This window comes from Micromonospora sp. DT228 (assembly GCF_049841595.1).
GTDB lineage: Bacteria > Actinomycetota > Actinomycetes > Mycobacteriales > Micromonosporaceae > Micromonospora.
Window position 1 is genome coordinate 26,436 of sequence record NZ_JBNCKO010000028.1, and the last position, 18,020, is coordinate 44,455.

The window sequence follows — 18,020 nt, forward strand, 5'->3', positions numbered from 1 at the left end:
GAACGGGTGGCCGCACCTACGCATCCGAGACCCACGGATCGAGCAATCCTGCTCTAGTTGCTGGCGCACCGCGCGGTCCATCACCGCAGGCGGTGGGCTGCGAACCGGTAGGATGCGCCCATGAGCTCAGAGGCGGTTGGCAGGTACATGCCCACGGTCGTGACGCTCGACGACCTGACGGCGATGATGGCCGCGGACGAGAACCACCGGTACGAAATCAGTCCCGAGGGAGTCGTCTCGATCATGCCGCCGCCGGGCTACAACCACGCGATCATCGCGACGCGGCTCATGGTGTGGCTGGCCCAGGGCGGTGTCCCGGCGGAACACATCGCCCAGGCGGTCGGGTTACGCATACCGGGCCGTGACGGCGGTATTGGCGGCCGGATCCCAGACCTGGTCATCTGGAGCAAAGCTCAAGCAGACGGTGTGTGGCTGCCGGTCGCCGACGTACTCCTCGTGGTCGAGATCGTCTCCCCCGGCTCCGAGGGTGTCGACACGGTGACCAAGCGCAGCGAGTACGCCACTGCCGGCATTCCTCAGTACTGGGTGGTCGATCAGGATTCAGGGCAGACCGTCACCATGTACCGCCTGGATGGCGATCAGTACGTCACCCGGGCGACCATGCCGCTCGCCTGGGTCCTCAATACGCGGCCGGACGAGCACGACCTCGGCTGAGGCGGCCCAGACCTCGCCACCTGCCGGGCGTCGACACGCCGTCGAACACCGTCCTCGGTGGGTGCCACCCTGCCCCGTCACTCGGCAGTCTCTGCGATCATGTCCGGATGGTTGGCGGTGGCAGCGACGACAAGGTCACCTTTCGGCGCGCCGGAGTCGACGACATACCCGACGTGCTCCGCGTCCTCGACGAGGCGGCGGCATGGCTGCGCGAACGCGGGATCAGTCAGTGGCCCGCGCGTTTCGAGGCGGGCTGGATCGACGACGCGTGTCGACGTGGTGAGACCTGGCTGATCGAGATCAGCGACAGGATCGCCGGGACCGTCACGCTGGACTGGGCGGATCCCGTCTGGGCCGACATCAGTGGGCAGGCGGCGTACGTGCACAGGATGGCCGTGTGCCGGTGGGCAGGCGGTCTCGGCGCCGTCATCCTGGCCTGGGCTGCGGACACCGCCCGTCATGATGGCCGGGATGCCCTCCGACTGGACTGCGTGGCATCCAATCGTCGGCTACGCGCCTACTACGAAGCCTCCGGGTTCGTCCACCGCGGTGACGTGGCCGTGGGTGGTGCACCCGGCCAGCGAGAACAACAGGGCCCCGTCACCATTGTCAGCCGTTACGAACGGCCGCTACCCGCCGCGGGCGGAAACACGGTCTGATACCGATACGAGTGAGGGCTTTCGTCAACCCTGGGTGAGGCGGCCGTCCTGGTCGAAGCGGAGGCGACCGCTTGTCACGGCGACGTGCAGCCCGTACCGGAGTAGTTTGTCGATCTTTTCGGTGCGGCGGCGGTAGCCGAGCCGTTCCAGGCCGGCGCGCAGCAGCCGTTCCTCGTCCATGCTCGGTACGCCCCGCAGCACGTGCACGAGCGCGTTGGCCACCTCCTCGGGTGGCACCTCCTCGAACGCGCGGTCGTTGCTCGCCTGCGTGACCCGGTACGCGCGGTAGGTCTGCGGGTCGGCGTCCTCGGGCCAGGCGTACCGGCTCACGCTCGGGTGCGGGTACAGACGGCGGGAGTCGACGAGCGACAGCACGGCGGTACGCCGGTCCTCCCGGGTCCGGAGGAAACCGAACCGGGCGAGGGCGAGGCGTGCGAGCCGGTGCTGTTCGATGGGTCCCTCGGCCTCGATGATCTCGTGGAGCGCGGTCCGCATCAGATCACGTACCCGCCGATCGGTGGCCAGCAGGTCGAGGTCGGCCTGGTCTCCGAGCGGGGTCGGGACGTACGGAACGAACGGGCTCACCGTGATGGTGTCCCCTGCGGTGGTCGCGGCGGCGAGCGCGGTGACCGGTGGCGCCGAGACGTCCAGGAAGGGCTCTTCGTCCACCGCGAGGCGCGGCTGTGGCACCTCGGCGGGAGCGGTCGCGCCTGGCGGCTCCACGCCCGTCCCGGAGCGCGGCTGCGGCAGCGCGATGGCCCCGGGCGGCGCGGCGACCGCCAGCGGGTCGGGCTCCGGTTCGGCGGTCGTGGGGGCGTCGGCCCGGGTGACCGCTTCGTCGACCCGGTCGAGCAGCGCCGACCGGTCGTGGATCCACGCCGGCAGCCAGAACCGCACGACCTCCGGCCAACCCATGATCGAGCGGAGGAGCGCGGGCGCCGAGTCCCGGTCGGCCACCGTCGGGCGTGCGCCCCACTCCGGACCGTCGAGCATGACGGCCACCTGCCACAGCGGTGCGCCTGGTCTGCGTACCGCGATGTCCACGGTGAAGTCGGAGAGACCGTGCGACGTACGGACCTCGTGGCCGCGGTCGCGCAGCGCCGCGGCCACCTCCGCGCGGATCCGGCTGCGCCGCTCGGTGCGGTCGGTGGTGAGGTCACCCAGGCGTTCCGCGCCGGCGGCGGCCATCTCGCAGTACGCCCGCAGGTGCTGCGTGCCCAAGGCGGACGTACGGGACAGGTCGATGTCCGACGGGTCGAAGGACGAGTAGAGGACGACCTGGCGGCGGGCGCGGGTGATGGCGACGTTGAGCCGCCGCTCGCCGCCGGCCTGGCTGAGCGGACCGAAGTTCAGCGGAAGCTGACCGGTCTCCGGGTTGGTGGAGAAGGCCAGGGAGAACAGGACGACGTCCCGCTCGTCGCCCTGGACGTTCTCCAGGTTCTTCACGAAGATCGGCTCCGCGACCGCGCCGGAAAGGTGCTCGCGGATGATCGGATCGGCGCTCTCCTCCAGCAGGTTGAGGATGAGGTCCCGCTGCTGGATGTTGAAGGTGACCACGCCGACGGACTGGGTGGTGGTCGCCGGCTCGTGCAGCCGCCGGTTGATGTCCGCGAGGATCGCCCTCGCCTCGACCTCGTTGGTGCGGGATCCGCCCCGGTCGTACTGGCCGTCCACCCGCCGCCAGCTGACGCCCGCCGAGCTGGCGGCACCGGGCGACGGGAGGCTGGAGAGCTTGTTGTCGTAGTAGTAGCGGTTGGAGAAGGCGATGAGTGACTCGTCGTGACTGCGGTAGTGCCAGGAGAGCCACCGCTGCGGCAGCCCCGACTCGACGGCCTCGCTGAGGATGCTCTCCAGGTCCTCCGGCACCGGGCCGTTGCCCACGTCGACCTCGTCCACACTGTGGCTGGCCTGCATGATGCTGCTCGGCGGCATCTGCCGGGAGTCACCGACCACCACCGCGGCGCTGCCCCGGCCCATCGCGCCGATCGCCTCGGCTACCCGGATCTGCGAGGCCTCGTCGAAGATGACCAGGTCGAACCGTTGGCTCGCCGGCGCCAGGAAGTTCGCCGCCGACGCGGGACTGACGAGCACGCACGGAGTCAGTGCGAGCACCGCGTCCGGGTACTGCTCGAACAGCTCCCGGAAGGACCGCCCGCCCCGCTTGCGGCGGAGTTCCGCCGCGAAGTCGGCGAAGCGGCCACGCCTGTCGGCCGGGCTGAAGGGGCGGCGGCGGACCAGCACCGACGGCAGCTGCGTCGGCAGCGCGGACCGCAGCTCACCGGCGGCCGCCTCGAACTGGCTGATCTCGTCGTCGTGCAGCTCCGGGTCGAAGTACTGCAGGCCGCCGGCCCGCATCCGCTCGGCGAGGGACGCCGTGGCGACTCCACGCCGGTAGACCTCCTCGGCGAGATGCCCGGCCACCTCGGCGCGCAGTAGCTGGTCCTGGTAGTCGGTGAGACCGGCCGCGGCGAGCACGTCGGCGTGGGTCAGGACGGTCGCCCACCGGCGCAGCGGGAACAACTCCTCGCTCCGCAACTCGTGCAGCCAGGCCACGCCGTCGCGCTGCCAGGCGTCGACCCAGTGCGAACCGGCGGCCCACCGGCTCAGCTCCGACCCGCCGGAGCGCAACACCCCGCGCCAGGCCCGCCACCGCGAGGCGATCCGGTCGAGCAACACCGCGTCGACATCGGTGAACCCGCCGTCGAACAGCTCCCAGGCCTGCGGATGCCGGGCCAGGAGCGTCCGACCGACCTGGGTCGCCTCGATCGCCTCGGCCAGCCGCTCCTGCGCGTCGGGGTCCGTGGGCCGCCACTGCGACAGCCGCAGCCCGCCCACCGCCACCCACTGCTGATCGAGGGCCGCCGCCTGCGCCTGGGCCGCCACCAGCCGACCGCTGGTGACCTCCACCCGATCGACGTCGAGCGTCGCACCGGCGACCAGGTGCACCGCCAACCGATCCACGATGGCCTGCCAACGCTTGCGCTTGCCGAACAACCTCTTGGCCACCCCCTGCGCCTCGGCGTGCCAGGCGGTCAACTCCGGCCGGGCGAACACGTCCGGCCGGAAGTCGGCCAGCTCACCGGCGAAGCCCTGCCGGAAGGCCGCCAGGTCCGCCTGGAGCCGGGCCACCGCCTCGTCCCACCGTCGGTCGCTGGCGTGCAGGGTGGTCTGCCGGTCCGGCAGCAGTCCGCGTACGGCGAGCCACGCGCCCGCCTGCAACTCGCTCACGGTCTCCGGGGCGGACAGCGTCCGCAGCAACTCGACCAGGTGCGGGTGGGTGGCGAGGTCGGCCCGGAGGCGTTCGAGCTCACCGGCGATCTCGGTGACCGCGGCGGCGTGCAGCCCGTCGAGGGTGCGGCAACCGCTGAGCGCCCACGGGTGCGCGGCCCGGAGTCGGGCCGATCGCGCGGCCGCCGGGAACTCCCGCAGGGTCGTCTCGACCTGCGCGCGTGCCGGGGCGGGCGCGTGCAGGTAGGCCACCGGGATCGGGGCGACCGGCCCGTCCCCGTACGCCAGGGTCTGCTCGTAGGCCGACCAGAGCGACATCCCGACGGGGTTTGCGGTGTGCACCTGGGCCGGATACTCGGCCAGCGGAGCGAGCCGCGTCCGGTAGGCCGTCTCGACGGCCGTCCACGAGCCGTCGCCGCCCTGGTCGTACTGGTCGAGGGCGTCGCGCAGCTGCTGGCGGATCGCGTTGAGGGACTGCTTGCGCCCGTGCAGGTCGAGCGCGAACGGCCCGAGGCCGACCTGCCTGAGGCGGCGCTTCACCACCTCCAGCGCGGCCTGCTTCTCGGCGACGAACAACACCGACCGGCCCGCGCTGACCGCCCGGGCGATCATGTTGGTGATGGTCTGGGACTTGCCGGTGCCCGGCGGGCCCTCCAGGACGAACGAGTGGCCGCGCTCGGCGCGCACGATGGCCTGCATCTGCGACCCGTCGGCGGGGATGGGCAGGTGCAGGTCGGCCTCGTCGACGGCGATCTCGACGTCGTGCTCCGGGCGGGCGGGATCGTCGAACGTGGCGCCGGAGGACTCGACAAGGTGCCGGACGACCGGGTTCTCCATGAACCGGGGCCAGTGGTCGGTGAGGTCCCGCCACATCTGGAAGGTGGAGAACTGCACAAGTCGAAGGCTTGCGGTCTCGTCGATACGGTAGTTGAGCCGGTTGTCGAGCAGCCCGGTGTTGATCGCGGCCAGGGTCTTGGCGATGTCGATGCCGTGCTCGTCGAGGACCGGTCGCTCCAGCTCCGGGATCCGCACGCCGTGCTTGACCCGCAACCACTCGATCAGGCAGTAGTTCGGGCTGGCGACCTCGGTGCCGTCGATGACCATCGCGTACGGGCGACGGCCGTTACCGCCCTCGATGCGCACCGGCAGGAGGAACAGCGGCGCGTACGCCTCTCCCCCGGTCGTCTTCGTGTGCACCAGTGTGCCGATGGTCAGGTAGAGGTAGTTGCTGCCGGTCTCCTGCTCCATCGTGCGCGCCTCGCGTTGCAGCGCCCGCATCGCGGTCTTGTAGCGGGCGTCGGTGACCGCGCCGTAGACCCGCCGGTCGGTACGCAGCTCCCGGGTGAGGATCTCGGCGTCGAGGTCCTGCGCCCGGCGCGTCCCGGCCAGCTCGTGGACGTGACTGATGTCGTCCTGCGGGATGACCTGCACCTGGCGGCCGTCGTGGATGAGGTCGTCGAGCAGGGCCAGCGCACCGGCGGGCACGTGCAGGTCCAGGCCACGGCCGCGCTTGGGCAGGTTGAGCAGCGGGTTGCGCAGGCTCAGGTCGAGCAGCGACTTCTTCCACTGCTGGACGCGCGCAGGCGACCCGTCGGGCTGGTGCGGCACCTCCTCGCCCTCGTCGGCGAACTGGCGTAGCTTCGCGGCGGCGACACCGGGCGGCAGGTCGATGGACGCTGTTGTCTGTGGCGTCGCCTCGGCTGTCGTTTCCTTGAGTAGCGGCGTGGTGACCAACTCGTCGGCTGACGGCAGCGGGCGGATCCCCGAGCGATGGGCCAGGTGCACGTCGACGACGCCCTGCATGCGGTCGCCGTCGCCGCGGAAGTGGCCGAGCCCGACGCGTACCGCCTCGGTGAAGGTCGCCGACTGCGCGCCCGGCCCGATGCGGGTCAGCTCGACCGGGACGGCCCGGCCGGAGTCCACCATGGAGATCAGCAGGTTGGTCTCGGTCACCGCGGCCGAGCCCAGCCGTTCCTCCTCCAGCAGGAAGCCGCCGAAGGCGTGTCCCGCGCTGATGAAGACGAGCGGGTGCAGCCCCGCCGCTTCCAGACACGCGGCGTACGTGACGGCCAGGTCGAGGCAGTTGCCGAGCCGCCCGTCGAGCACCGCCGCCGTCGTGCGCACCTTCTGGCCGGTGTGCTCGAAGGACGCCGGCAGGGTCTGGTAGGTGATCTCGAGTTGGCGCAGCGCCTCGTAGACCGCGCCGGCGATCAGCGCCGCCCGTTCCGAGCCCTCCTGGTAGCCCTGCAGCGAGCCGGAGCCGGTGCGCGCGAGCAGGAGCTGGGCGGCCGACCGCAGGACCGCCTCCACGGCCCGAGTGTTCGGCTGCACGAAGGCCGCCAGGCTGTCGTACAGGACGGGGCTGTTGAACCACTCGTTGTGCGCCAACACCCGGGACGGGGCGACAAGCGTCAACGGGGCGTCGGCCGCCTCGGCCGCGTTGTCGGCGGTTTCGGCTGCGTTGTCGGCTGGCTCGGCTGTTTCGGCTGTTTCGACGGTGAGGCGGTAGTCGACCGGGAATGCCTCGTCGGTGCGGTACAGCAGCACCCGGTCGGGGGTGAAGTCGCGGAAGTCGTCCCAGCTCGTGCTGGCACCGGGCCGCAACGGCTGGGTCAGCGTCCGTACCCACGGCTCGGTCAGGGCGCCGTCCGGGCCGCGCAGTTCCAGGGTCACCGTGACATCGGTCAGCGGCACCGCACCTCGGTTGACGAGCGTGAGGTGACGGACCAGCGGCACCCGGTTGTGCACCAGGGCGGCGTTGATCGCCGGCTGCACGATCAGCCCGACGTCGAGCTGGTCGTCGTCGACGGTGAACTGCGCGAAAACGCTGTCGGACATGGGCGTTTCTCCAGGTGGGGAGACCGTGGAGAGCCAGCCTAGCGGTCCGCCGACCGTAGGAGAGGGCCCCGGCCGTACGACGATCCGACCCTGGTCGTGAGAGGTGAGCCGCGACGACGAGCTACCGGAATGGCAGAAAGGATCCCCGTTCCAATCGCGTGCCGCCCACCTGATGTGGGGCAGATCGCCATTTGTGCAGGTTAGCCCGCCGGGGCATCGAGGCTCATCGTGGACCAATAGGCTCCGGTTTCCACTCGACACAAGGAGACTTGGATGCCCAGAATGCGGGGGGCTGCCGTCATAACGGTGACCTTGCTGGCAACGACTGCGATGTTGAGCAATCCGGCGGCGGCTGATCCGCCTCAGTTGACGAACCAGCAAATCGCTGCCATGTCGCCCGCCGAGCAGGGTCTTCTCCTCCAACCGCTGCGGCAGATCGCCGATGCAGCCACTACGGTCGGGACTGCGTCTCACAGCGGCGCCTTCTCTGGTCTCGAACTGGACGGAACGACCGGAAAGGTCAAGATCTATCTGACCGATCTCGCCGCTGCGAAGGGGTTCCTAGCCGCAGTGCGGAAGACCGACCCAGCGGTCAAAGCCGACCGCATCGAGCTGAAGCAGGGCCGTCACACTCTCCGCGAGTTGAAGGCGGCGAGTGAACGCCTCATCAACGAGCAGCAGCGTGCGGACCTGTCGATCGAGAGCGTGGCGGTCCCCGCCGACGGCAGTGGTCTGACGGTTCGTGCCCGGGATGTCGTACGCGCTGCGGAGGCGTTGACACCGTCCGCCGTCGCCCGGCGGCCCGTCGCCGAACTCGTCGGCGTTCCTACCGTCGTCGAGCCGGCTCCCGCGACAGCCGACGTGTCGCGACGGCGGGACACCCCTCAGTGGATCTCCGGCGCAGCCCTGACCAGGCCCGGAACAACGCAGAGCCAGGGATACGACTGCTCGTCCGGGCTGCCTGCCCGCCGGAACTCCGACGGGCGGTCCTTCCTCATCACGGCTGCGCACTGTTTCGCCAACAGCGTGACGGTCTACACCGGGTGGGAGGGCGGTGGACGCAACAAGATCGGAGTTACCACCACCCGATCCGACTACTACGACGCGGTGGCAATCGACACCTCCTCCACGGGCACGACAGCAAGCCGGACGTGGGACGGAAAGCCGGGCAACTACACGGTCAACGACGTGACCAGTTCTGCTCTCTCCTACGCCGGAGACTGGGTCTGCCACACGGGCTATGTCTCCGGTGTCGTGTGCGGCATCCAGGTGACCAAGAGCTGGCTCACCTGGGTGGGGTCCAATGGCATCACTCACGGCGGCGTCGAGGGCCAGCAACGTGACGGCCTCCAGGCGGTTCGAGGCGGTGACAGCGGAGGACTTGTGTTCAACGTCAGTGCCAACGTTCGTCAGGCTCGCGGAATCGCGAGCGCGGGCAACGGCACGATGATGAGGTGGACGGAGGCGCCGGCCATCTTCAACATCTTCGGAATGTCACTCGCGCCCTGACTCTGACATCGACGCACTCCCTGCGGGGCCCTGTAGTCGGGGCTGCGCGGGGAGCGCGTTGTTTCAGCCCGGCAGTGCCGCTTTCACCACCAGCGAGCCGACAGCGTGCGGGAGCGGAACATTGAGAACGAGGTCCTCCCCGCGGTCTTCGAGCAGGCCGAGCACCACGGCGACCTCGTAGCGATCGGGCTCGGCCCAGATCTCGGACCAGGTCAGGGATGGGCACAGCAGCTCTCGCGGACCGAGCTGCTGTTGGTGAGGTTTGCCGGGAGCGAGAACGAACCCATATCCGATCGCGTCGACGCTCTGGGCCCTGGTGTCGCCCGGATTGTTGACCATCGGCCCTCCACCGACAATGACGCCGTCCTTCAGGTAGAGCACCTGAAGGAGTGACGGCGGACTGGAGATCACCTGGACCGCCCGCGTGGCGACGAATGTCACCGTTACCGCGGGACCCGAGTGGCCATTCACCTTGGCGACCGAGGACACCTCTGCCGTGAGGATGCCTTCCGAAGTTGAGCCGGGGTGGTCGTAGCGGTCGCCGCAGACGTACACCCCAGGCTCCTTTTCGGTGGTGGCGGTGGGCCCGGCGGAAGTCGACGGTCCGGGCGTGGCGCCCGTGCCGATCGGATCACCGCCACCGACGATCCCGGCCGCGGCGACCGTCACCAGCGAGACCACCATGATCGACGCGGCGCCGGTGCTCGCCGCCAACAGACCGCGCCGTCGCCGGATGCGTGCACGCAGGCGATCGGTGGCAAGCGACGGCGGAGCGGCCTGGTCTGCCAAGCTTGCCAGGCGCTCCCGCCACAGACGATCATCGGACGGCACAGTCGTCCTCCCTGGCGTCGTCATCCAGCAGCCCGGCCAGGCGACGTCTCCCGTCGTGCAGGTAGCGTTTCACCGTGCCGGCGGCGCAGCCGAGTTGTAGGGCGATTTCCGGAATGGGTAGATCAACGTGGTAGTAGAGGACCACACACGCCCGTTGTCGTGGGGTGAGGGCCAGGAGCGCCGCCCGTAGGTCGTGTCGGGCATCGACGGCAGGCGAGTCGTCCTCGATCCGGTCCGGTGCCACCGCGAACGGCATTACCCGCTGCCACACGCCGCGCCGGCGGACCCGGTCGAGGTAGAGGTTGAGTACGGCCTTGCGGACGTACTGCTCGGGGTTGTCAATCGCGTCGCGTCGCGGCCGGGTGAACGCCCGGACCAACGCGTCCTGCACCAGGTCTTCGGCGTCGCTGCTGTTGCCGCACAGCAGGTAGGCGTAGCGCTTCAGCGCCGCGCCTCTGGTGCTGACGAGGTCCGTCAGCACCTGCTCCCAACCGGCCACAACGGGTCCCCTCGGTGTTGTCCTCAGTATCTTGGACGAACCAGAGGCCACTCCGGTTGGGGCATCGCGTGACGGTTTGCTCAACGGCGTACGTGGAAGGGGTTCTCCGGCAGCGCGACCCCGGCGGCGGCGTCGGTCACGAGGTCGCAGGTCATCGCCCGAGATGCGTGAAGGCGGCCCAGCTCAGCGGCGCGGCGTTGTCCGGGCGATCACACTGGGCGGCCAACTCGGCCGGCATGCCGTCGGGCGGCTGCCGGGCCGGGTCCAGCATCCACAACTGGGCGCGGTGCAGGGCGTCGGCAGGTTTGTGGCCCTCCTCGTACAGGAAGTGGTGCACGAGATACATCAGCAGGGACGTGCCCACGTCGGGCACCGACCACAACGACCCGAAGACCGTGTGAGCGCCGGCGGCGAGGAACGCGGTGGCGAGGCTGAAGGCTTCGTCGTAGTCGGCCCCCACCAGGTTCGTGGTGCAGGCGGCCAGGAACACGTGGCCGAGTTCGAGGGCGGCGAGTCGGGACACCTCCAGCAGTTGGCGCGCGGGCAGCTGACCCCCCGCGAGCACGAGATAGGAGTCCGCGGGCCGAACCGGATCGACGCGTCCGTGACAGGCCAGATGCAACAGGGACGCCCCCAGTCCACCGACGGCTCTGATCCACTCCAGGACACTGTCGGGGTGGGCGATCCGGTCCGGCCCCTCCTCGGGGCCGCCGAGGTACTGGCCCTCCTGGTGGAACCGCTTGTGGATCGCTCGCGCCTCGATGCCGGCGAAGGGCAGGTCGCCGAGCGGGTCCCCGACGACGAGTGTCGACTGGATCGGGCGTGGCGGCCGAGCCGCTGCCGTACAGAGCATGCGGGCCGACGGGCTGTAGGACAGGACGAGGTCGTGCACCGCGTACCGCCGGCCTGTTGGGGTGTTCTGGTATGCGGCGTGCCAGGGTACGAGCCCGAGGGCGCCCATCGGGATGAGCACCAGCCGCGGGGGCGCCGACTGGCGCATTGACCGGGTCTCGGCGACGAGCCGGGCCATCGCCGCCCGCCACGCCCAGCGACAGAGATCATCCATTCGGGCCCCCACCGACGGCGGCACCGGCGCGCCGACCGGGCCGGCGTCTCGTGGCCGGCTTTTCCGGGTGTCCGCTTCGCGTCCCGTCACGGCCGGACCCAGCGCCGCCTGGAGGAGCTTCTGCATCGGCGATCCGTCGCCGACCACGAGAGCGGGCAGTTCGATCACCTCGATCTTCCCGGTCGCGGGGACGATGGCCGCGAACCCCGGCACCGGACGCGCGGCCGGCACCAGGTAGACGAGCGCATCCAGGTCGAGCTCGGTGAGCGCGGCGCGGATCTCCGCGACGGGCACCTGGGCCAGCAGGCCCTGCGCGCTCGTACCGGCGTTCTCCAGGGCACGCAGGACGCGCGGCCGTAGGTCGTCGGGCACCTCGCCGGCCGTGAGAAGCGCGCCGAGCGGGTCACCGGTGGCCTGATCGCGTCCCAGGCCCGCGGTCTGCCGCCACTCCTCAGCCAGGTCCGGGTGGCCGGCCTCCCGAAGCGAGTCGGCGATCGTGCGGGACGCGGTGGCGGCGTGCAGGACGAGCCCCCGTCCGGCGTCCAGGGCGGTGATCAGGTCGTCGTCGGCCCGGTCCTGCAGGCACCACCGGACAACTGTCGTGGCGTCGGCGGCGGCCACTCGGGCGATGTCCATCGCGTGATCGGTGCCGGCCTGCAACAGGACCCGCCGGGCGTGGCCGTGCAGCGCGGCGAGTCCAAGGCGCCGGGTTCGGGCCCGATCCGGGTCGCCGGACCTGCGCAGCGCCTCGGCGTGGTCGCGGGTCAGATCGGTCCAGAGCGCGTTCGCCGGGCCGCCGGACTCGGCCGTCGCCGCTTCGAAGTGTGGGACGGCGCGGGCTGCGGCCGCCCGGTCGCCAAGCCTGCTCGCCGCGCCGAGTTCGGCCTGGGCAGCGACGGCCAGACTCACGAAACGAGCGGTGTGTCCGGGCTCCAACCGGTGCGCCAGGGCGGCGAGGTGGTCGGCCCACCTGCGCAGCAGCGGCAGGTCCCCACGTCGTAGCGCCGCGGCTACCTGGGTTGCGCCGACAAGTACCGTCACACCCAGTTCCCGATGCGTCAGCTGCCTGGCCGGCAGTGGCACGGGTGAGCGTGGCCGCACCTCTCCCCTTCCTGTTCCTACCGTCACCATGTCGTCAAGGACGCGCATGGCCAGTCGATACGACGTGTCGTTCTCGAACGAGGATCCGAGTCGACGTGCCAGCGCCCCGGCGTGTGCGATCGCCCTCCGCAGACCGACGACATCACCCTGCCGCGCCCGCTGGAACGCCACCATGGCGGCTGCCCACACCCGCCACTCAGCGGTGAACGGGTCCTGCGGCCGACCGTCAGCGACCCCGTCCGTCGTCAGGTTGCCGGCGGCACGAGACCCGCGCAGATCTCCCAACCGGGACGCACGAGTTTGCAGGGCGAAGGAGAGCAGCGCCGGTATCCGGTCGCCGCTGACCTTGCTGAAGCTCTCGTCCCGCCCAGCCCGCAGCAACGCCTCCACGGCCGTGTTCGAGTCCCCCGTCGCGGAGCTGGCGTTGGCGGCCTGCTCCACTATCCCCTCCGCCATGTCGAGAAACCCCGCGAGGCGCGGCGGAGCGTCGGCGCCAAGCGCTCGACCCAGCGTGATCAGGTGGCGCAGTCTCGGCAGGTCGAGCGCGTCTTCTGCCTCGCTGAAGCGAGCGAAGTCCGCGTAGACCAGCACCGTGGCGAGATGGACACGTGCGCGGGTCGTCGCGGACCCGCGGTTGTCCAGCACCTGGTCTGCTTCGTCAAGCGCGGCTACCAGGTGGTCGAGGCTTGTCTGCGCTGCGGCTGCCTCCTGGGCGGCGTCGTACTCGAGCGCTTCTGTGGCGAGGACCAGACGCGTGGTGTGCGCCGCCAGGACGTCGTCGTCGGTGTCCGCGGCGGCGAGGGCGTGTTCGACAGCGCGGGCGGCGGCGTCGAGGCTGGCCCGGCCGCGGGTGAGCTGCCAGTTCAGCCGGTGGGTCTCGGCGAGCTGCCGCCACCCGGGCGCCTGCTGCCCGATCGAGGGTAGGGCCTGCTCCAACAGGGTGACGGCCTCCGCGAGACCGCTCGGGTCGCTGGCGTGTTCCGCACCGCCGCGCAGCAGCTCGGCGAGGGTGACCGCCACGGTCGGGTCAGCGTCATCCTCGGCAACAGTTCGCCAGCTCCCGATCGCCTTGCCGAGGTCGCCCGGATCCTCGCCGAGGTCCCACAGGACCTCGCACGCCGTGGCCCGGCAGCGGTGCAGGCTGAGCCAGCCAGGCTGCCCGGGTCCGCTGGCGTCGATGCCACGGTCTGCCACGGTGGCGGCCAGCTCCACACTGCCGGGGTCCTCCCGCAGTCCGGCCATGTCCAGATGGGCCGCCGCCAGGTCGGCAGAGGCGGTGGCGTACCCCGCAGTGATGTCCGCTGGCAGCTGCGCGAGGGCGGCCGAGAGGACGTCGATGCCGTGCTCCAGATCCTGCTCCCGCTCGCCGCCGCAGTCGTAGCGGGCCAGGAGCGCCATCCCGCGAAACATCTGCACGTACGCGGCGAGGTCGGTGGCCGTGGAACTCACGCGAATGGCCTCGATCGCGGCCACCACCTCGTCCGCGTCCGCCGCGGCGGCCTGGGGAGGTCGCCTGTCGTCCAGGCACCGCCCCAGGAACCGGTCCCAGGTCGCCTCGAGCAGGTCCACGGCCACGAGGTCACGCTCGGGATCATCCGCCGGCCAGCCCTGATAGGCGGCGGTCAGATGACCGATGGCCTGGTCGTGGTCGGTCGAACCCGCACCGAGGCGTGCCCGTTCGGCATGGGCCAGACCAAGCCCCGCGTGCCAGAGCACCGCCTGATCGTGGTGTGGTGCGCCGTCGATCGCCCGGTCGAGGTGCGCGATCGCGACGGTGAGGAGACCCTCGTCCGGTTCCGCCTCGTACCATTCCAGGTACGCCTGCCCGAGCATCCCGGTCAGCTCGGCGAGGTCCAGGTCTGGCGGCGGGTCCGCGATGAGCGCGATCAGGTGGGCGACCCACTCGTCGAGGGGCACACTGTTCGTGCTGTCCACGGTGGTCACCCGCTCGCGCTCACCTTCTCGTCCCGCGCCGCCGGCACCCGCGTCACCACCGGCACCGCGAGGGTGACCCAGTCGCAGGCGCTGTCCGCGGTGCCCCCGGCGTCGCGGTGCACGGCGGCCAGACCCAGTCGACCCAGCAGGCCGGACACGGCGAGCGGCGCCCGCGTCCGGCCGGGCCAGGCCTCGTCGACCGCGGGCAACTCGAACGGCGACGAGCTGAACTCCTTCTCCGCGGCAAGCAACACCAGCCAGTCCTGGGTGGTGGCGCCCTCTTCGACCGGCGTGCCGACCGGGAGCCGCAGCTCGACGGGCCGCCCGTACAGCGCCGCGCCGACGCGCCCGGGCGCGACCTGGGCGCCGGGGAAGAGCCCGGCGTGGACGCGGTGTTTCTCCGTGATGTTCAACAGTACGTAGTACAGGGGGCGGTCACTGTCGTTGCGGAGGCGCACGAAGATCGTCGGCGGTACCCAGCGCCCGTGCTCCTGCCGGTACCGCAGGTGCACGGCGCCGTCCTCGCTCGGACGCAGCGCAGGTCTGTCCAAGGGTGCGGTGAGCTCGCCCGCGAACGCGTCGACAAGCTCCACGGACACCGCGTCGACAAGCGCGGAGAACGGATTCACCAGAGCTTTGACCCGACGAACTCGGGCCAGGTGCTCGAGCGCCGCCGCGACCCGACGGCCACCGTCACGCTGAATGTCGGTCATCTCGTCGCAGAGCGCGGCGCCCTCCCCGTCGCGGATCCGCACACGGCCCGGCTTGAGGACGTCGATGACCAGCTCCGGCGTCTGCCTCTCGGGACTGCTCACCGTGCGCAGATGAGGAGACGGGCCGCCACCCGGTCCCATCGTCGCCAGCGCCGCCAGCACCTGATCCCCCGTTGACGCGTGTTCGCCCTCGACAACGACTGTGACCGCCGGGGTGGGCACCCGGCTGACGACGACCGGATACTGGAGATCCTCGTCGGGCTCCCAGCCGAGCGGTCGGACGACGCTGCGCTCCGGGTGGACCCGCACCACGCGCGCCTCACGCAACTCCGGACCGGGTACGGCCACCCGGACGTCGTCGTTGTCGGGACCTATCGACAGCCCGTGGCAGGAGCCGGCATCGATCTCCCAGTCGCCCCGGACTCGCCGCATCCGCATGCCGGTCGCCGACGGGCTGATCCGACCGCCCAGAAACGGCTGGTCCGCGATGCCGGGAGTGACCGGCTCCAACTGTGGGACCTGCTGGTAGGCATGCCGTTCCACGTCGCACCGCGCGGCCGTCAACAACTCGCGGTAGGTCGCCGACGGGCCGAGCCGTCGCATGGCGCTCACCAGGGACCAACTGAACAAGCCGTGCTCTTCTCCGTCGGCCCACGTCTCGACGGCCGACTCACCCGACGCGCACGCGGCCAGCTCCACATGCTCGACCGGAGGCAGGGCCGCGAGGCGGCGTAGCTCCGGCAGCAGCGAATCGATCTTCGGGGCGGTCGTCAGCGGCGGCACGGCCCGAATCGTGTCGCGGGTGACACCGAACGAGTGACAACTGTCGGCCACGACGACCACGTGACACCCGGTCACGGCGATAGCGCTGAGCAACAGGGACAGTTCCTTGTCCCAGAGATCTGCCACGTCGCCGTGGCGGCTGTCGTGGCAGATCAGCGTCTGCATCGTCCCGCTCGGCTCCAGGTGCCACAGCCCGTCGGGGACCTTCGCCCGCGACCCGTGGCCGCTGAACCAGAACAGCGCGGTGTCGCCGGGCCCCGCCTGGCCCAGGTGGTCGCGCAGCCCGGCGATGACCGCGTCCCGGGTGGCCTGCTCGTTCTTCAGGACGCGGAGGTCCGGTCGCCCGTGGCCCCGGACACGGACGCGCAGGAACTCCTCCACCACCCGCACGTCGTTGCCGCACCCCTGCAGCGGTGAGGCGGCCAGATAGCGATCGATCCCGACCAACAGCGCGAAGACCCGCCTGGTCATGTCTCGTTCCCCGTCGGAACGTGCAGCCAACTGTGCTCGACGAACTGCTTCTCGGGCAGGTCGACGGTGACCTCGGTGAACGCGTCGGGCAACGGCGGCAACGCGGAGTGTCGGATGACGTCCCGGTACAGCACGTCGGGGAGACCGAGGACGTAGTCGACGCCAGGGTTGTCCCGCAGCGCCGCGCGCAGTGGGGGGCTGTCGAGGATCCGGTGCACAGCGATCGCCGCGGCACCGACCCAGCCACTGTCGGCCGGCTTCATCAACCCCCGGTGCAGGGCGACGCGCAGCCGCACCCGCTCCGCCGGACCGAGACCGATGTTCGTTCGGCGCAGGGCGTCGGCCAGGCCACCCACCAACCGCGGGATCACCGTGGACTCGTCGATGCCGACGGGCAGGACGGCGAACTGCCCGTCGCCCTGGGCCTGCACCGCCACCGCCGATTCGTCGAGACCGGCGGCACGACGCGCGTCGGCGAGCGCTTGCACGAGCCAGGACTGGGTGCGCTCGGCCAGATGGTTCGGTCGCTGGCTGTAGCTCGCCACATCGGCTGCCATGCAGAGGCGCACGGCGGCGGTGCTCGCTTCGACGTGCCCCGGTAGGGCCTCGTGAAACACCACGGCGTCCTGGAGGGTCGCCTGCCGTCGGATGGACCGGTCGCGCCAGGTCCCCAGTGTCTCGACACGCAGTCCGATGCGCCCGGACAGGACCGCCACCGACGCCGGCACCTCGACGAGCGCGTGCATGCCGTACGTCAGCGGAAGGAACATCCGCCCGGACGGGTCGGCATAGGTCCAGCCGAATCGGTTCCGGTGCATGCCGAAGGACCAGGCCCGGGGGCGACCGGCTCGCGGGGCCATCCGCGCCAACCAGCCCGGCCGGGCGACACCAGCCAGGACCGCACGGTCAGCCGCGACGGTGACCGGGCGCGGCGGGCCCTGACCGTAGGTCAGCCCGAGCGCCCCGCCGTCGCTGTCCAGCCGCACAGCGACCGCGTCCTCGGTGTCGAAGGCGATCTCGAAGCGGACCGACGTGTAGCGCCGGCCGTCCGCCAACTCGTCCAGGTCGAACGCGGCCAACAGGCCGAAGTATCGACGTCCGGACACCTCGGCCCGCAGCCGCAGCGGCTTCGGCAGATCCTCCCCCGCCACCGGAAAGAGCAGCGGACGACCGCAGGTGACCCCCGCCGGCCCGAACGGCGAATCCGGTTCGTCGGGATCCCGGTTCTGGCTCGGTCGCAGTAACGAGCGAGCCAGAACGTCGGACGCCCGCAGCGGCTCGTCCTCGGGCAACGCCCAGTCGTCCCCGTTCATCTGTCCTCCAGCTCAGTTGGTCGATCACTATCCGGCGAGATCGGATCAGTAGCGACGGACCGAGTCGTCCATGCCACGCCTGTCACGCCGGCGATACGACCGATATCCCGGCCACCGTTCCGCGCCCGTTACGACCGAGCACGTCCATACCAATTGGCGAGGAGCCCGATCATTACCGACCGACTGCGCGGCCGAACACCTGTGTCAGCCAGCCGACAGGCGAAGCATTCGGTCGGGTGGGCGATCCCTCGCCCTTTCGTACACATCTTCATAATCCCCCGGGTCGCGGGCGGAAATCCCGTACTAATCCGGGATCGCGCGGCGCCGCAGGTGCGAGAGTCGGACGCGTCGGCGTACGCGAGGGGGAGCCAGTGGGAGCACGAACGTCAACAGCCCCAC

Annotated in this window: 9 protein-coding genes; 3 read left to right on the top strand and 6 right to left on the bottom strand. The window is 70.6% G+C overall.

What is annotated here, in order from left to right:
• Positions 1 to 120: 120 nt before the first annotated feature.
• Both ACLQ29_RS33355 and ACLQ29_RS33360 read left to right on the top strand, forming a co-directional pair.
• Positions 121 to 675 carry a Uma2 family endonuclease gene (locus tag ACLQ29_RS33355; protein ID WP_425775350.1) on the top strand — a complete coding sequence of 185 codons (555 nt, stop codon included), beginning with the start codon at positions 121 to 123 and terminating at the stop codon, positions 673 to 675.
• A 107-nt stretch (positions 676 to 782) separates the two neighbouring features.
• Entirely contained in the window at positions 783 to 1,334 is a 552-nt protein-coding gene (locus tag ACLQ29_RS33360) for a GNAT family N-acetyltransferase (protein ID WP_425775351.1), read from the top strand.
• Positions 1,335 to 1,358: 24 nt separating this feature from the next.
• Here the strand turns inward: ACLQ29_RS33360 and ACLQ29_RS33365 are convergent, their stop codons facing one another.
• A complete protein-coding gene (locus ACLQ29_RS33365; RefSeq protein WP_425775352.1) occupies positions 1,359 to 7,400 on the bottom strand; it encodes a DUF4011 domain-containing protein in 6,042 nt (2,013 codons plus the stop codon).
• A 273-nt stretch (positions 7,401 to 7,673) separates the two neighbouring features.
• Here ACLQ29_RS33365 and ACLQ29_RS33370 point away from each other — a divergent pair, with 273 nt between their 5' ends.
• The gene (locus ACLQ29_RS33370; protein ID WP_425775353.1) at positions 7,674 to 8,909 is read left to right on the top strand and encodes a hypothetical protein; all 1,236 of its coding nucleotides are present in this window, start codon (positions 7,674 to 7,676) and stop codon (positions 8,907 to 8,909) included.
• A 63-nt stretch (positions 8,910 to 8,972) separates the two neighbouring features.
• On the opposite strand, the gene ACLQ29_RS33375 is transcribed toward ACLQ29_RS33370, so the two are convergent.
• From ACLQ29_RS33375 to ACLQ29_RS33395, 5 genes are all read right to left on the bottom strand, one after another.
• Positions 8,973 to 9,740, bottom strand: a complete 768-nt coding sequence (locus ACLQ29_RS33375; RefSeq protein WP_425775354.1) for a hypothetical protein — start codon at positions 9,738 to 9,740, stop codon at positions 8,973 to 8,975.
• The gene (locus ACLQ29_RS33380; protein WP_425775355.1) at positions 9,727 to 10,239 is read right to left on the bottom strand and encodes a SigE family RNA polymerase sigma factor; all 513 of its coding nucleotides are present in this window, start codon (positions 10,237 to 10,239) and stop codon (positions 9,727 to 9,729) included. The genes ACLQ29_RS33375 and ACLQ29_RS33380 overlap by 14 nt, the downstream gene beginning before the upstream one ends.
• Positions 10,240 to 10,390: 151 nt before the next feature.
• Complete coding sequence (locus ACLQ29_RS33385) at positions 10,391 to 14,350, bottom strand: CHAT domain-containing protein (protein ID WP_425775356.1); 3,960 nt, start codon at positions 14,348 to 14,350, stop codon at positions 10,391 to 10,393.
• Positions 14,347 to 16,308, bottom strand: coding sequence for a caspase family protein (locus ACLQ29_RS33390; RefSeq protein ID WP_425775357.1), 1,962 nt, complete (start codon positions 16,306 to 16,308; stop codon positions 14,347 to 14,349). Before ACLQ29_RS33390 ends, ACLQ29_RS33385 begins: the two co-directional genes overlap by 4 nt.
• A complete protein-coding gene (locus ACLQ29_RS33395; RefSeq protein ID WP_425775358.1) occupies positions 16,305 to 17,621 on the bottom strand; it encodes a hypothetical protein in 1,317 nt (438 codons plus the stop codon). Before ACLQ29_RS33395 ends, ACLQ29_RS33390 begins: the two co-directional genes overlap by 4 nt.
• Positions 17,622 to 18,020: the final 399 nt, after the last annotated feature.

Coding starts and splice junctions, on each gene's coding strand:
- ACLQ29_RS33355 (WP_425775350.1), top strand. CDS start 121: ATGAGCTCAGAGGCGGTTGGCAGGTACATGCCCACGGTCGTGACGCTC.
- ACLQ29_RS33360 (WP_425775351.1), top strand. CDS start 783: ATGGTTGGCGGTGGCAGCGACGACAAGGTCACCTTTCGGCGCGCCGGA.
- ACLQ29_RS33365 (WP_425775352.1), bottom strand. CDS start 7,400: ATGTCCGACAGCGTTTTCGCGCAGTTCACCGTCGACGACGACCAGCTC.
- ACLQ29_RS33370 (WP_425775353.1), top strand. CDS start 7,674: ATGCCCAGAATGCGGGGGGCTGCCGTCATAACGGTGACCTTGCTGGCA.
- ACLQ29_RS33390 (WP_425775357.1), bottom strand. CDS start 16,308: ATGACCAGGCGGGTCTTCGCGCTGTTGGTCGGGATCGATCGCTATCTG.
- ACLQ29_RS33395 (WP_425775358.1), bottom strand. CDS start 17,621: ATGAACGGGGACGACTGGGCGTTGCCCGAGGACGAGCCGCTGCGGGCG.